This is a genomic window from Bartonella acomydis (assembly GCF_039543025.1).
In the GTDB taxonomy this organism is placed as follows: Bacteria; Pseudomonadota; Alphaproteobacteria; order Rhizobiales; family Rhizobiaceae; genus Bartonella; species Bartonella acomydis.
The window spans coordinates 321,777-337,750 of sequence record NZ_BAABIY010000012.1 but is presented as its reverse complement, the minus strand read 5'-3'; the positions used below and the strand labels follow the sequence as shown (position 1 = coordinate 337,750).

The following is a 15,974-nucleotide window of genomic DNA, read 5'->3' as shown; positions in this document are numbered from 1 at the left end:
ACTTTTGAGAATTTATAAAAGCTATCTTTTAGCAGCATAAAAATCTTTAAACTTAAGTAAATAATAATGAGAACAAATGTTCACTTTTATTCTAGAGATATTTGCTAAATTACCAAATATCACCAATATGCTCTTGCGCTTTTATGACAAAAAAATCCCAATTTACTATTACTGCATGCATAAATATTAGCGCATAGCAAATATTATAACAAGATCAATTATGGAACTGTTGAAAATATGAAGAAACATTCCTATAGATTAAAAATACGTTTCTTACCGCAACATATAAATTTTTAAATATCAATATTCTCTTAAAAAATTGGTTTTTTTGGTGGAGCTAAGCGGGATCGAACCGCTGACCTCTTGCATGCCATGCAAGCGCTCTCCCAGCTGAGCTATAGCCCCACATCAAGACGCCTATCTCTTTAAGTAAAGATAGCTTAAGAGCCTTGAGAAAAAATCTTTAGAACGATCACAATCGAAGATCAAGAAGTATTTGCATTCCATGATAAATGAGATCTTTACAATTCTCTTAAATCTTTAAGAATCATCGTCGTTAGAGACGCCACCTCCAAGAATATCGGAAACATCATCATCCTCATCATCCTCGTCGTGAGATAAAAAAGTATCATCATCATCACCAAGATCAACATCACCATCCTCTAAATCAGGAAGATCATCATCTTTGGAATCATCGCCATCCTCTTCAAGAAGCATAAAGGCAGATTTTTCAAGCGCTGTATCAAGCTCTTCAGTATCAACATCCTCTTCATTATTTGCTTCAGCTGCCGCAACCTCAAAATAAGAACGCGGATAAGAAATCCCTGTGTAAGGCGACACAATAGGGTCGCGGTTAAGATCATAAAACTTTTTTCCCGTTTCTGGATCAACACGCTTAGTTCCAAGATCCTGTTTTGCCATGAACCGTGCCTCTTTTGGTTAACTATAATTTCGTTAAAAAATAAATTTTATGGTGCTTAATCAAAAAATAATGTCTTTGTCAAAGATAAATACATCATTCCACATTGATTTCCCCATGACGCTCTTCAAAGCATATGCTAAAGAGAGCTTAATTTAGTAAAATATAGGTAAAATTGAATAAAATTTCTATGCAAAAAGCAATCCCCATAACCGCTTACAAATCCAGTAGTCTTTCTGGAAAAATTAAAATACCAGGAGATAAATCAATTTCTCATCGCTCTCTTATATTGGGAGGGCTCGCAAATGGTGAAACACAGATTCATGGACTGCTTGAAAGTGAGGATGTACTCAATACAGCTGCTGCTATGCAAGCTATGGGTGCTTGTATTCTTCAAAAAAATGGACTTTGGACTATTCGAGGAACAGGAAATGGCTGTCTTTTAGCGGCACAAAAACCTCTCAATTTTGGTAATGCTGGAACAGGTGCTCGCTTGGTTATGGGAATGGTTGGACCTTATCATATGAAAACAACCTTTATCGGTGATGCCTCTCTCTCCAAACGCCCGATGGGGCGTATTCTTGACCCACTACGTCTCATGGGTGTTGAAATTGAAGCAACCCATGGTGATCGTCTCCCTGTAACGCTTTACGGACCCAAAATGGCTAATCCGATTTGCTACCGTATTCCCATGGCTTCTGCCCAAGTTAAATCCGCAATCCTACTTGCTGGGCTTAATACCGCTGGCATCACAACAGTTATTGAACCAGTTCCCACCCGAGATCATACGGAAAAGATGTTAAAAGCATTTGGTGCTAAAATTGCAATAGAAATTGATGAAAAAGGTGAACGTTTTATACATCTGAGTGGTCAACCACACCTTACTGGACAAACGATATATGTTCCAGGCGACCCTTCTTCCGCTGCTTTTCCACTTATCGCTGCTCTTCTTGTAGAAAATTCTGATATCATACTTGAAAATGTTCTTATAAATCCTTCTCGCATGGGACTTATCGAAACATTATGGGAAATGGGAGCTCACATTGAACTTTTGAATCAACGCCAAACAGGAGGCGAAGATGCGGCCGATTTACGGGTTCAATCATCAACGCTAAAGGGTGTCAGGGTGCCTAAAGAACGCGCCCCATCCATGATTGATGAATATCCCGCTTTGGCGGTAGCTGCAGCCTTTGCTGAAGGCAAAACAATGATGCTCGGAATTGAAGAATTACGTGTTAAAGAATCAGATCGACTTTCTGCACTTGCTCAAGGACTCAAAATCAATCATGTTGATTGTGAAGAAGGAAGAGATTTTCTTATTGTGCATGGAACAGGTTCCGCTAAAGGTTTGGGTGGTGGACATGTTACCACTCATCTTGATCATCGAATTGCTATGTGCTTTCTTGTCTTTGGACTTGCCTCAGAAAAACCTGTTAGTATTGATGATGAACGAATGATTGCTACTAGTTTTCCAAAATTTATCCCTTTTATAAGACAACTTGGGGGGAAAATCGCTTGAAACCTTTTGTGATTGCAATTGATGGACCAGCAGCTTCAGGAAAAGGAACGTTAGCACGTAAAATTGCTACACATTATCACCTTCATTATCTCGATACTGGTCTTACTTATCGCGGTGTTGCCCATGCACTTTTACAACAAAAATTGCCTCTTGATGATGAAAAAAGTGCTCTCATTTATGCTAAAGAACTTGATTTTAATACTCTAAATCCAGCTCTTCTCTCTTCTCATGAGCTTGGTGAAGTTGCCTCTAAAATAGCTCTCAATTCTGCTGTGCGTGAAATTCTTGTCGCCAAACAACGTGATTTTGCTAAAATTTTACCCGGCAGTGTGCTTGATGGGCGTGATATTGGCACTGTCGTCTGTCCTGATGCTGATATTAAGCTTTATGTTCTAGCCAATGTTCAAATACGCGCAAAACGTCGTTATCAAGAGGTTTTAAAAAAGGGAATTCAAGCAGACTATTATGAAATCTTGGCACAACTTGAACAGCGTGATAGCCGCGATATAACCCGCAAACAAAGCCCACTAAGACCAGCAAAAAACGCATACTTGCTTGATACGTCAGAATTGGGTATAGAAGCAACATTTGCAATTGCATGCACTTTTATTGATCCAATCATAAAAGCGCATATAATTGAATGAAACCGTTAAGGTGATTTCCGGCCGTGCGCTAATTTTTCTTCCTGTATTAAGGGAAAAGGCAGGAAGTTACATTGTATCAACACTAACCTAGCGCTTATACCTTTTAAATTTAAGGTATGTATCAGGAGTTCTTATGTCACAATACAATCCTACAACAGCGGATTTCGAAGCTCTTCTTATGGAATCTTTTCAAACCAATGACCTTAGTGAAGGATCCGTTGTTAAAGGCCGTATCATTGCAATCGAAAAAGACATGGCCATTATTGATGCTGGACTAAAAGTCGAAGGACGTATTCCACTCAAAGAATTTGGAGCTAAAGGAAAAGATGGCTCCTTGCAAATTGGCGATGAAGTTGAAGTTTACATTGAGCGCATTGAAAATGCCATGGGAGAAGCTGTTTTATCACGTGAAAAAGCACGGCGTGAAGAAAGCTGGATTCGTTTAGAAGAAAAATTCAATGCGGGCGCGCGCGTTGACGGTGTGATCTTTAGCCAGGTAAAAGGTGGCTTTACGGTTGATCTTGATGGTGCTGTTGCTTTTTTGCCTCGTAGCCAAGTTGATATTCGCCCCATTCGTGATGTCTCACCTCTCATGCATAATGCACAATCCTTTGAAATTTTAAAAATGGATCGTCGTCGTGGCAATATTGTTGTCTCACGTCGTACTGTCTTAGAGGAAAGTCGTGCTGAACAACGTTCAGAAATCGTACAAAATCTTGAAGAAAACCAAATCGTTGAAGGTGTGGTTAAAAATATCACTGATTACGGAGCCTTTGTTGATCTTGGTGGAATCGACGGTCTTTTACACGTTACAGATATGGCTTGGCGGCGTGTTAACCATCCATCTGAAGTGCTCACCATTGGGCAAACGATTAAAGTCCAAATTATTCGCATCAATCAAGATACACACCGTATTTCTCTTGGCATGAAACAACTTGAAAGTGATCCTTGGGAAAGCATCAGTGCAAGATACCCTGTGGGTAAAAAAATTACTGGAGCTGTTACCAACATTACGGATTACGGTGGTTTTGTTGAAATAGAGCCTGGAATCGAAGGATTGATCCATGTTTCCGAAATGAGTTGGACAAAGAAAAATGTTCATCCTGGGAAAATTTTATCTACATCACAAGAAGTGGAAGTGGTTGTACTTGAAATTGACCCTTCTAAACGGCGTATTTCCCTTGGCTTAAAGCAAACATTTGAAAACCCATGGGAAGCTTTTGCGAATAAATTCCCTGTCAATTCACAAATTGAAGGAGAGGTTAAAAATAAAACCGAGTTTGGTCTCTTCATTGGTCTTGAAGGCGATGTTGATGGTATGGTTCATCTCTCTGATCTTGATTGGAATCGTCCTGGTGAACAGGTCATTGATACCTACAATAAAGGCGATATCGTTAAAGCTGTGGTTTTGGATGTTGATATTGAAAAAGAACGTATTTCTCTTGGAATTAAACAACTTTCCAGCGATAAGGTTGGAGAAGCAGCCGCTTCTGGTGAACTTCGCAAAGGCGCTGTGGTGACATGTGAAGTGACAGCCATAAATGAAAATGACATCAATGTAAAATTGATTGATCACAATCTTGAAACAACCATTCGTCGTGCTGATCTTGCGCGTGATCGTGATGAGCAGCGCCCTGAACGCTTTTCCATTGGTCAGAGAGTAGATGCTCGCATCATTGCATTTGATAAGAAAACACGTAAAATTTCAGTGTCTATCAAAGCGTTAGAAATCGCAGAGGAAAAAGAAGCTGTTGCACAATACGGTTCTACAGATTCAGGTGCTTCTCTTGGTGATATTCTTGGTGCTGCTTTGAAAAAGCAAGAACAGGATTAATATGCAATTGTTAAAATGATTGTTTAAATTAAGGTCGCTCATTTTTTAGGCGACCTTTTTTATTTTTCAAAAAATATATTGTTTGCTTTTTCAGTTGCTTCATTAAAAATTGCAAATATTCTCAAAGAAAAACAAAAAGTTTGTTTTTTGCCTATAAACCGCTCATTATTGAGATAAAATGCTCACAACTTATTAAATGTAAAAAACTCCATATTGAATAGCAATAGAATATTATGGTATTCACAATATCTTTCATGAAGTGTTTTTTTTCTCAAAAAAACAAAAGGCATCATTTTACGAAAACCCATTCTCCTCTTCGCTCAACTTATAAATCACAGGATGAACTTTACAAATTAGGCAAGGATATAGCATCTAAAAAAGAAATTTTCCTTCCTGAATATAAAGGAGAAAGTCATTTTCACAAAAGATTGACTGAAAATGCCAAACTCATCCTCCGTGCCTTTCAAACTTGTGATATTGCCGCTCATAATGATGAAACCATTGCACCATCTGCTCAATGGCTTATTGATAATCATTATACAATTGACAAAACCATACAACAGCTACGCCGCAACTTATCTAAATCCTTCATCAAGCAACTTCCTCTTTATCAACAAGGAACAAATATACCACGTATCTTTGCTTTAGCTTGGCTTTATATTGCCCATACGGATAGTGGATTTTCACAAAAAAATCTCACAGCTATGATCGATGGATTTCAAGAAATTTGTGCCTTAAAAATTGGTGAATTATGGGCACTTCCTTCTGTCATACAAATGTTGCTCATTGAAAATGTACGTCGTCTTTCACTGCGCATCGAACAAACACGGCATATGCGTTATCTCGCCAATAAAGTTGCTCATCAAATTTTTCTTGCAGATAATGAAACAAAATTACATTCTCTTCTTAAGCGTTATGAACCTTTTACTGTTGATCCAACCTTTTCAGCACATTTATTCTATCGTCTACGCAATGCATCTGTTGATTCAACACCAGCATTAATTTGGCTTGAGAAACAATTACAAAAGCAAAACAGTAGCCCAGAAATTACCACAGCTAATGAACATACACACCAAGTTGCAGATGGTGTGACTATGGGCAATATTATCCGTGCTCTTAAGGCTATTGATAACATTGATTGGACAGTGTGGTTTGAAACTGTCAGTTCTGTAGATTCTATCTTGCGTGAAAAGAGTGATTTTTCCGCGATCGATTCTCATTCACGCAATATCTATCGGCAAGTCATAGAAAAAATTGCACGCTTTTCACCTCTTAATGAACTGGAAGTTGCACGCAAAGCTATAGAAATGGTACATTCCACTTCTGAAAAGGCACATTATTATTCCTCTATTGGGTGGTATCTTGTCGGTGATGGGCGTTATGTTTTTGAAAAAGCCTGTGGCTACACCCCATCTTTGCTTATAAAATGGGCACGATTTTTTATCTGCTCAAAGATAAGAATTATTGCCATTCCTATTTCTTGTTTAACGCTTACTCTTTTACTTGCAATCTACACTCTCTTACAAACATCTAGTATATCACCATGGATGTCTGTGCTTTTTATTGCATTAGCGCTTTTCCCTGCTATGGATGCTGCTTTTGCTTTCTTTAACACTATTGTTTCATGGACTATTCCACCAAAACAACTCATCGGTTATGAATATAAAGAAGGTATTCCGAAAGACGCACGCACAATGGTTGTTGTGCCTACTTTAATCACCTCACGCGACTCTATTGATGAACAAGTGCACAATCTTGAAGTCCATTATCTTTGCAATCCCAACGGTGCCATCCATTTTGCACTCATCACAGATTGGATTGATGCTCCCCTCGAGCAAACACAAGATGATCTTGATCTTTTGCATTATGCACAAAAGAGTATTGATAAACTCAATTGTTGTTATCATCGTGCTGATGTTCCCCTCTTTTTCCTTTTACATCGTCGACGTCTTTATAATTCTAGCGAAAAATGCTGGATGGGATGGGAACGCAAACGTGGCAAACTTCATGAACTCAATTTATTATTAAGAGGTGATAAAAATACGAGTTTTTATCCAACCAATCCAGATCTCCCTATGGATTGCCGTTTTGTTATGACACTGGATGCCGATACACGTCTTACCCCTGAAAGCGTCACAAAACTCGTTGGAAAACTTAACCATCCGCTTAATTATCCCATTTTCGACCTGCAAAACGGAAATGTTTTAAAGGGATATAGTATTTTACAACCCCGTATTACCCCTTCTCTTACAACAGGAAAAGAAACATCATTTCTACAGCGGACTTTTTCTACCAACCGTGGTATAGATCCTTATGTCTTTGCTGTTTCGGATACCTATCAAGATCTTTTGGGAGAAGGAAGTTTTATTGGTAAAGGTCTTTATCATATTGATGCCTTTCAACAAGCACTTGACGGAAAAATTAAAGAAAATACTGTTCTCAGTCATGACCTTTTGGAAGGAGGATATGCACGTACTGCATTGGTGAGTGATGTAGAAGTCATTGAAGATTATCCAACAGCCTATAATATTGATGTTATGCGATATCACCGTTGGATTCGCGGTGATTGGCAACTTTTGCCTTATCTTTTCTCCCGCAATAGAATAAGCTCCATTACACGGTGGAAAATCCAAGATAATTTGCGCCGTTCTCTTACACCACTAATGTGGTTGATTGCGGCAATTACAGGATGGTCTCTTTTACCATTAAAAAGCGCAATCATCTGGCAAATATTCTTACTCTTGAGCCTTTTCATCTCACCCATTTTAGACGTATTAAAAACGCTCATTCCATCCCATATTGACTATTCCTTGCGCGAACAAATTCAATTAATTGTGAATAAAATAACCCTTACACACGCAAATATATTTCTTAAAATGACATTTCTTGCTCATTCCGCTTATTTTATGACGGATGCTATTCTTCGTGCACTCTATCGCATGATAATTTCAAAACATCATCTCCTTGAGTGGAAAACCTCAGCTGCAACAAAATTGACTCCTAATAGCTTGCGTTTTTATATCCTTATCATGTGGCCAGCATCGCTTCTTGGTATTTTTGCCATAGCATTGCCCCTTCTTTTTGATACTTTTGCAAGCTTTCTTGCTTTGCCTTTCGGGGTAGCATGGTTTTTTTCACCCTTCATTGCGTGGATAGTCAGTCAACCTTCAACCTTTCAAGATACACTTCAGGGATCTTCTGAAGATAAAAAAATTCTACGGTCTATTGCACGACGGACATGGCTTTATTATGCAAGTTTTGTCAATGCACAAAGCAATTATTTGCCTCCCGATAATTTCCAAGAAGATCCTGAGCCTCTGATTGCACAGCGCACATCTCCTACCAATATTGGGCTTTATCTTCTTTCTGTTATAGCTGCACGTGATTTCGGCTGGATTAGCTGTAAAGAAACCATAAGCCGCATTGAATCTACATTAAATTCTCTTGCAAAAATGGAAAAATTTCGTGGGCATTTTTATAATTGGTATGCAACTGATAGCCTTAAACCTCTTTTGCCTACTTATGTGTCAACCGTTGATTCAGGAAACCTTGCTGGACATCTGGTCACACTCTCTTCAGCTTTAAGAAGGTGGGCTGAAAAACCTAATATTTTTCTTAAAAGTCATCGAGAAGGCTTCTCTGATGTTCATGCTATTCTTGAAGAAACTGTCAAAGAAATTCCAGATAATAAAGCCATTTTACGCCCCTTACGCCAACAAATCGAAAAGCGTATCGCCCATTTTCATTTCTCCTCTATTGCATTCATAGAACAATCAAATACGCTTCTTTCTCACATCACGAATCTTTCATTTATCGCCCGTGATATTGTGCGCTTAATAGATAAGCTTCATCAAAAAATTCAAACGATAGAATCTACTCATGCTCTCTTTTGGGCAAAATGTCTTTTAGAAACCTGTGATGCCCATCATCATGATGCTTGTTATGACTACGACAGTGAAAAATTATCCAAAAAATTAAATAGTTTGGCTATCGAGACGCGGCAAATCGCCTTTGATATGGAATTTGATTTTTTAGAACAACCTGAACGGCATCTTTTGTCTATTGGATATCGTGTTGAAGAAAATAAACTCGATGAAAATTGTTATGATCTACTTGCTTCAGAAGCGCGTCTTGCAAGCTTTTTTGCCATCGCAAAAGGAGATATTCAATTTAAACATTGGTTTCATCTTGGTCGACTCCTTGTTCCCATCGGTTGGAAAGGTGCATTATTATCATGGTCTGGTTCCATGTTTGAATATCTCATGCCATCTCTTGTTATGCATGAACCGTTAGGATCTCTCCTTGATCAAACCAATCGATTGATTATTCATCATCAAATACAATATGCCCATAAACAAGGATTACCGTGGGGTATTTCAGAAGCAGCCTTTAATGTTCGCGATCACTTAATGAATTACCAATATGCTCATTTTGGTGTTCCAAGCCTTGGGCTCCAACGTGGTCTCTCACGCAATACTGTCATTGCTCCCTATGCTAGTCTTTTAGCGGCACAATATGTACCTCATAAAGCTGTAAAAAATTTAAAGCAACTGCGTGATCTTGGAGCTTTAGGAACATATGGTTATTATGACTCTATCGACTTTACCCCTGCGCGCATAAAAACAGGAGAAAAATACGCTGTTGTGCGCAATTATTATGCGCATCATCATGGTATGTCCATTCTTTCTCTTAACAATGTCATTTTTCAAGGTCGTATGCGCGATCGCTTTCATCGTGATCCCATCATTGAAGCTACTCAATTACTCCTCCAGGAAAGAGCACCACATCTCATTCCTGTCATTCATAATAAAACAGTTCATCGCATACGCAAGAGCTCCAAAGGATTTGATGCTGTTTCTTCGCGCATAATCACGAACCCACTGCTTAAACCACGTGCAACTTTGCTCTTATCTAATGGCTCTTATTCTCTCATGTTAACAGCCAAAGGCTCTGGTTATAGCCGTTGGCACGATTATGCGATTACGCGCTTTATTCCTGATACGACAGAAGATCAACAAGGGACTTTATTCTTCCTACGTGATATACACAGTAAACGCTGGTGGTCTGTGACCAGTGAGCCAACACGTATTGTTGAAGAAGAAGCCATTAGCATTTTCACTGATGAAAAAGCTGAATATACAAAAATGGTTGATGGCATCAAATCAACATTGGAATGTCTTATTGCCTCTGAGGGAAATGGTGAAGGTAGACGTATTCAACTTATGAATACAACAAATGAAGACCGACTCATTGAAGTAACTTCTTATGGTGAATTAGCGCTTGCTAAAATAAATACAGACCAAGTTCATCCTGCTTTTTCACGTATGTTTATAGAAACAGAAATTGTTGAGAAAGGTACAACAATTTTTGCTAAAAGGCGTAAATGCTCTCCTCATGACTCCGAGATCCACATTGCCCATTTTGTCACGAGTACAACAGATCTTCTCCAAGAAACAGAAGCTGAAACAGATCGCTCGTTGTTTATTGGCCGAGGGCGCTCTCTTCATCATCCCGCTGCATTTGATCAAAATGCTCATTTTAGTAACAGTCAAGGTTGTGTTCTTGATCCCATTATTTCACTGCGATGCCGTATAAAAGTTCCAGCCCATGAAAAAGCTGAACTTATCTTTTGGACGTTTGCTGCCAACACAAAAGAAATCTTACATCATCATCTTCAACATTATCGACAACCCGATATATTCCAGAAAGAACTTTCAAAGGCATGGACACGTTCGCAAGTTTCACTATATCAAAGCGCGACCCAGCTTAAAGAAGCTCTTATATATCAAAAATATGCAACACCGCTTATCTATCCTGAGCAAACATGGCGTCTGTCTCCAAACAACTTAGCAAAAACTCTTGGTAAACAATCTGATCTCTGGCCTATGTCTATTTCAGGTGACATTCCACTCTGTCTTCTCAGATTAAATAACGAGGGAGATATTGCTGTTGTGCATGAAATTCTAAAAGCACATGAATATTGGCGTATGCGCGGACTTACCGTTGATCTTGTCATTCTTAATGAACAAGCTTTCTCCTATATACAAGATACGCAACGCACTCTTGAATCGATATGCGAATCTTACCGCCACCACAACCATGAAACGAATGAACGCAAACATATTTTCACGCTTCAACGTGATCAAATAAGTGAACAGAGTTTTAAAACGCTTCTTGCATCAGCGCGCATTATTCTTGATGCTCAAAATGGTTCTTTGTTTGAACAACTAAAACAGCTTGATGAGAGTGATTTCACTCTCACAATCCGTAAAAACCATCAAAGATCTCATGATGAATTAAACATCCCAAAACATCATGAAAGAGGACAAAATACAACACAAACAGAACAGAGCCTCTTTGCTTCCCTTGGTCTTCTCAGTCAACAAAAACGTATCACTTTCCCCATTAATGGAGAAGATCTACAATATTGGAATGGGTATGGTGGTTTTAACTATCATAATCATTATGTGATACGTCTTCATGGACATACCACCACGCCACATCCATGGATTAATGTTATTGCTAATAAACATTTTGGTTTTCATGTCTCTGCTGAAGGTGCACTCTTTACTTGGGCTCACAATAGTCGCGATTATCAATTAACCCCTTGGAGCAATGATCCTGTTTCTAATCACCCAGGGGAAGCCCTTTATCTTGTAGACCGCTTGTCTTTAAAGCGCTTTTCACCCGTTTCTGCTGTAGAACGTGATGAAAGTGTTGTCTATGAAGCTTGCCATGGTTTTGGATTTTCAACCTTTAAATCCACACATTCAGACATTGCATTAGAGTTGACCCATACACTCGATCAAGAAAAACCGGTTCGGCTTTCACGTCTCACCCTTAAAAATGAAGGAAAAAAAACACACAATTTACGCCTTTATAACTATGTTGAATGGGTTTTGGGTAATACTTGTACAAAATATGCACCCTTCATTGTTCCCTGTTATGATCCCATAAATGGGGCACATTTTATTCAAAATCCCTATCATCACGAAAAATCCCAACAGGTAACATTTTTATCAGCATCAGAAATGCCAACCAGTACTACCAGTGATCGTAGCGAGTTTATCGGCCTCACAGGAACAGTGACACATCCACAGGCAATCCGTAAAGCTTTCGCCCTTTCAAATAGAGTAGAAGCAGGATGTGATCCCTGCTCAGCATTCACTTATGATATTGATCTTCTCCCAGGACAAACAAAAGAAATCATTTTCTACCTTGGCAGTGCTGAAAACAGGCAAGAGGCAGAAAAATTACTCAATCAAGTACGTACGAGTGATTTTGAAACTTTGCTTACCCAACAAAAACAATATTGGAGCGATTTTGTTGCTCCACTCCAAGTAAAAACACCTGATCCCTCCTTTGATATTATGGTCAATTACTGGCTACCTTATCAAATCTATGCATGCCGCCTCATGGCGCGTGCTGGCTTTTATCAAGCCAGTGGTGCATTTGGTTTTCGGGATCAATTACAAGATAGCCTTTCTTTATTACTACTGAAACCACAACTGGCACGTGAACAATTGTTAAATGCTGCCGCGCATCAATTTCTTGAAGGCGATGTACAACATTGGTGGTTGCCTGATACGCAAGCTGGTATCCGCACGCACATCTGTGATGATATCGTTTGGCTTGCCTATGGAACAGCTCTTTATGTCAATGCCACTGGCGACACTACACTGCTTGATACTCCCATTGCTTTTATTGAAGGAGCCTCCCTTACCACAGAACAAAAAGATGCTTATTTTAGGCCCACACAATCTTCAAAAGTTGCAACAGTTTATGAACATTGTGCTTTGGCCTTAGACCTTGCCATCAAACGCTGTGGGCCACATGGACTTCCGCTTATTTTAGGAGGTGATTGGAATGATGGTATGAATTTAGTTGGTATACAAAGAAAAGGGGAAAGCACTTGGTTGGGATGGTTTCTTGGTACAACACTACAAGCATTCATCCCTTTAGCTCAAAACCTTAGTGATAATACCCGTGTTGAAACATGGACTGCATATTTTAAGCGTTTGAAAAAATCCCTAGAAAAAAATGCTTGGGATGGTGCTTGGTATCGACGTGGTTATTTTGATGACGGGACTCCTCTTGGCTCTCAAAACAATGATGAATGCCAAATTGATACCATTGCTCAATCTTGGGCTGTTATTTCTCAAATGGCACCACTGGAGCGCCAAAAACAAGCTATGGCTTCAATGCTTGAACATCTTTATGACGAAAAAGGAAAACTTCTACGCCTTTTCTGGCCCCCTTTTGATAAAACAACTCTCGAACCCGGTTATATAAAAGGGTATCCCCCAGGCATTCGAGAAAATGGTGGGCAATACACCCATGGTGCTATTTGGAGCATTTTAGCGCTTGCACAAATGGATGAAAGCGATAAAGCTTATCGTTTATTTTCCATGATTAATCCTATTCATCACGGACAAAATCCTGAAATCTATCGTGTTGAACCTTATGTCATGGCAGCAGATATTTATGCCGTTGAACCACATCGTGGACAGGGCGGTTGGACATGGTATACAGACTCAGCAGGTTGGTTTTACCGCGCTGCAACACAAGCTATTCTTGGCATTGATCGTCAAAATGATCAATTATTTTTACGTCCACATTTGCCTTCCTTCTGGCCCGAATATGAAGCAAAAATGAAATTTTATGAGGCTGTTTATATTCTTAAAGTAAAATGGGGATCTGAAAATACACTTACTGTTAATGGGAAAAAATATGCTCATGTTCAAGCAGGGATAAAATTAGAAAAAACAGGAAAACATGAAATCATTCGTACACTTCAATCCTTAAAACAGAAAAGATAAAAGGCTTTTTTATTCTTGCCCAAAATCTTAGAGTTGTTATAGTTGCTCTCATTCCTATATGGACGATGTTGGAACACAATAATTTTAAATTCTATAAAACCGAAAGAAAAAGGATTATGAATCATCCAGATATCGCGAGACGTGTTTACAATCATACCTGGAAGCTTGATCCTATTATTCGTTCACTGCTTGATACAGATTTCTATAAACTTCTTATGGTACAGATGATTTGGGGACTTTATCCCAATGTCAATGTCACCTTTTCTCTCATAAACCGCACAAAAACAATACGGCTTGCTGACGATATTGATGAGAGTGAATTGCGTGCCCAACTTGATCACGCCCTCAGTTTGCGCTTTACGAAAAAAGAAATGATCTGGCTTGCTGGTAACACTTTTTATGGACGTAAACAAATTTTTGCACCGGATTTCCTGCGTTGGCTTGAAAATTTTCAGCTTCCAGAATATGAACTCACCCGCAAAGATGGACAATATACCCTCCATTTTCATGGCCCATGGACCCATAGCTCCATGTGGGAAATTCCTGCCCTTGCTATTATTAGTGAATTACGTTCACGTGCTGCTATGAAAAACTTAGATCGTTTTGCTCTTGATGTGCTTTATGCCCGTGCTAAAGCAAAAATGTGGAGTAAAGTTGAACGTCTCAAAAAATTACCTGATATTAAAATATCTGACTTTGGCACAAGACGTCGTCATTCTTTTTTATGGCAACGTTGGTGTGTTGAAGCATTAAAAGAAGGTATTGGCGATTCTTTTACTGGAACTTCCAATGTGCTTCTCGCCATGGATACCGATTTAGAAGCCCTTGGGACAAATGCACATGAATTACCTATGGTCATTGCTGCTCTCAGCAACAATGATGATGATTTACACAAAGCACCGTATCAAGTCTTGCAAGATTGGAACCGTTATTATGGTGGCAATCTTCTCATTGTTTTGCCTGATACCTTTGGCACAGAAGCTTTCTTGCACAATGCGCCAGATTGGGTCGCTGATTGGACAGGTTTTAGACCTGACAGTGCCCCTCCCATTGAAGGGGGTGAACGCATTATTCAATGGTGGAAAGAAAAGGGAAAAAATCCACTGGAAAAACTCTTGATTTTTTCCGATGCACTTGACGTCGATACCATTGAAAAAACTTATCACCACTTCCATGGAAGAGTGCGTATGAGTTTTGGCTGGGGAACAGACTTGACAAATGATTTTGCGGGCTGTGCACCACAAGAAATTGCAACTTTTGATGCTCTTTCTCTTGTTTGTAAAGTTTCCCATGCTAACGGGAAACCAGCTGTAAAACTTTCAGATAATCCTGAAAAAACCATCGGTGAACTACAAGAAATACAACGTTATCTCAATTTTTTTGGCAATAAAAAACGTATTGCAAAACCTATAAAAACTTAAATCATAAGCGTATCTTTATAAAATTAAAACAAATAATTAAGAGTCATTTGATGCTAATAGATAGTTGCAGATTCTCTTAGGGTGAAAATTAGGTCTTCTATGAAGATACTCTATCATTCCCCCAAAAGCGGCTTTACCAACCTCTGATTAAGGTATTTATGACTTTACGAATATATCATTTTCTCCAATAAATCCCCCTAAAAAAGCTTATTATCTCATATACACTTTTGATACTTAGATGTTATCCGGTAATTTTGAGTGAAAAATCTCTTAGCTCTTGTGAATCTGCCAATCAAAAAACTATTTGGTTTGTGCCTTTTCTTTCACGATGGAGATGGACGCGTCACTATATAAAGAACAATACACAGTAAAAGTGCAGAAACCAATAAAGCAAGCCATAAAACAGGATGTGCTATTACGAGAAAAGATAAAAAACCACCTGTTATACTTACGACCGCTAAAACTTTAACAAATGTGGAAATAGCCCTTTTTTCTTCCCATTGCTTAATAGGTGGACCGAAAATGCGATGATTATGCAACCAACGATGAAAACGCGGTGAGGAGCGAGCAAAACACCATGAAGCAATTAATAAAAACGGTACAGTTGGCATGATAGGTAATACTATACCGACAACTGCGAATACAATCATTGCCCAACCTGCTATATAATAGCAAATACGCAAAGGGGGAGATATTTTAAAATCTTTTTTCATCCTCTCGTACTATTTCTTTCCATGCAAGATGACTCTAAATATTTTTTTGCTTTTTATAAGCTTTAACTACACAATCACGCACACATATTACTTTATTCATAACTG

7 protein-coding genes and 1 tRNA gene are annotated in these 15,974 nt (G+C 38.8%); 5 read left to right on the top strand and 3 right to left on the bottom strand.

Annotation, left to right across the window (positions count from 1 at the left end; genetic code table 11):
- Window positions 1-329 precede the first annotated feature (329 nt).
- Both ABD909_RS03320 and ABD909_RS03315 read right to left on the bottom strand, forming a co-directional pair.
- A tRNA-Ala gene (locus ABD909_RS03320) sits at window positions 330-405 on the bottom strand.
- A 135-nt stretch (window positions 406-540) separates the two neighbouring features.
- The gene (locus ABD909_RS03315; RefSeq protein ID WP_345096535.1) at window positions 541-921 is read right to left on the bottom strand and encodes a TIGR02300 family protein; all 381 of its coding nucleotides are present in this window, start codon (window positions 919-921) and stop codon (window positions 541-543) included.
- A 188-nt stretch (window positions 922-1,109) separates the two neighbouring features.
- Between ABD909_RS03315 and aroA the strand changes: the two genes are divergently transcribed.
- The 5 genes from aroA to pncB all read left to right on the top strand — a co-directional run bounded on the left by aroA (window position 1,110) and on the right by pncB (window position 15,156).
- Window positions 1,110-2,438, top strand: coding sequence for a 3-phosphoshikimate 1-carboxyvinyltransferase (gene aroA / locus ABD909_RS03310; RefSeq protein WP_345096534.1), 1,329 nt, complete (start codon window positions 1,110-1,112; stop codon window positions 2,436-2,438).
- A complete protein-coding gene (gene cmk / locus ABD909_RS03305; protein WP_345096533.1) occupies window positions 2,435-3,082 on the top strand; it encodes a (d)CMP kinase in 648 nt (215 codons plus the stop codon). The genes aroA and cmk overlap by 4 nt, the downstream gene beginning before the upstream one ends.
- Window positions 3,083-3,215: 133 nt before the next feature.
- The gene (rpsA, locus tag ABD909_RS03300) at window positions 3,216-4,916 is read left to right on the top strand and encodes a 30S ribosomal protein S1 (RefSeq protein ID WP_345096532.1); all 1,701 of its coding nucleotides are present in this window, start codon (window positions 3,216-3,218) and stop codon (window positions 4,914-4,916) included.
- 233 nt (window positions 4,917-5,149) lie between these two features.
- Complete coding sequence (locus ABD909_RS03295; RefSeq protein ID WP_345096531.1) at window positions 5,150-13,735, top strand: glycoside hydrolase family 94 protein; 8,586 nt, start codon at window positions 5,150-5,152, stop codon at window positions 13,733-13,735.
- 116 nt (window positions 13,736-13,851) lie between these two features.
- The gene (gene pncB, locus ABD909_RS03290; RefSeq protein ID WP_345096530.1) at window positions 13,852-15,156 is read left to right on the top strand and encodes a nicotinate phosphoribosyltransferase; all 1,305 of its coding nucleotides are present in this window, start codon (window positions 13,852-13,854) and stop codon (window positions 15,154-15,156) included.
- A gap of 323 nt (window positions 15,157-15,479) precedes the next feature.
- Here pncB and ABD909_RS03285 read toward each other — a convergent pair whose 3' ends face one another.
- Window positions 15,480-15,869, bottom strand: a complete 390-nt coding sequence (locus ABD909_RS03285) for a YbaN family protein (RefSeq protein WP_345096529.1) — start codon at window positions 15,867-15,869, stop codon at window positions 15,480-15,482.
- Window positions 15,870-15,974 lie beyond the last annotated feature (105 nt).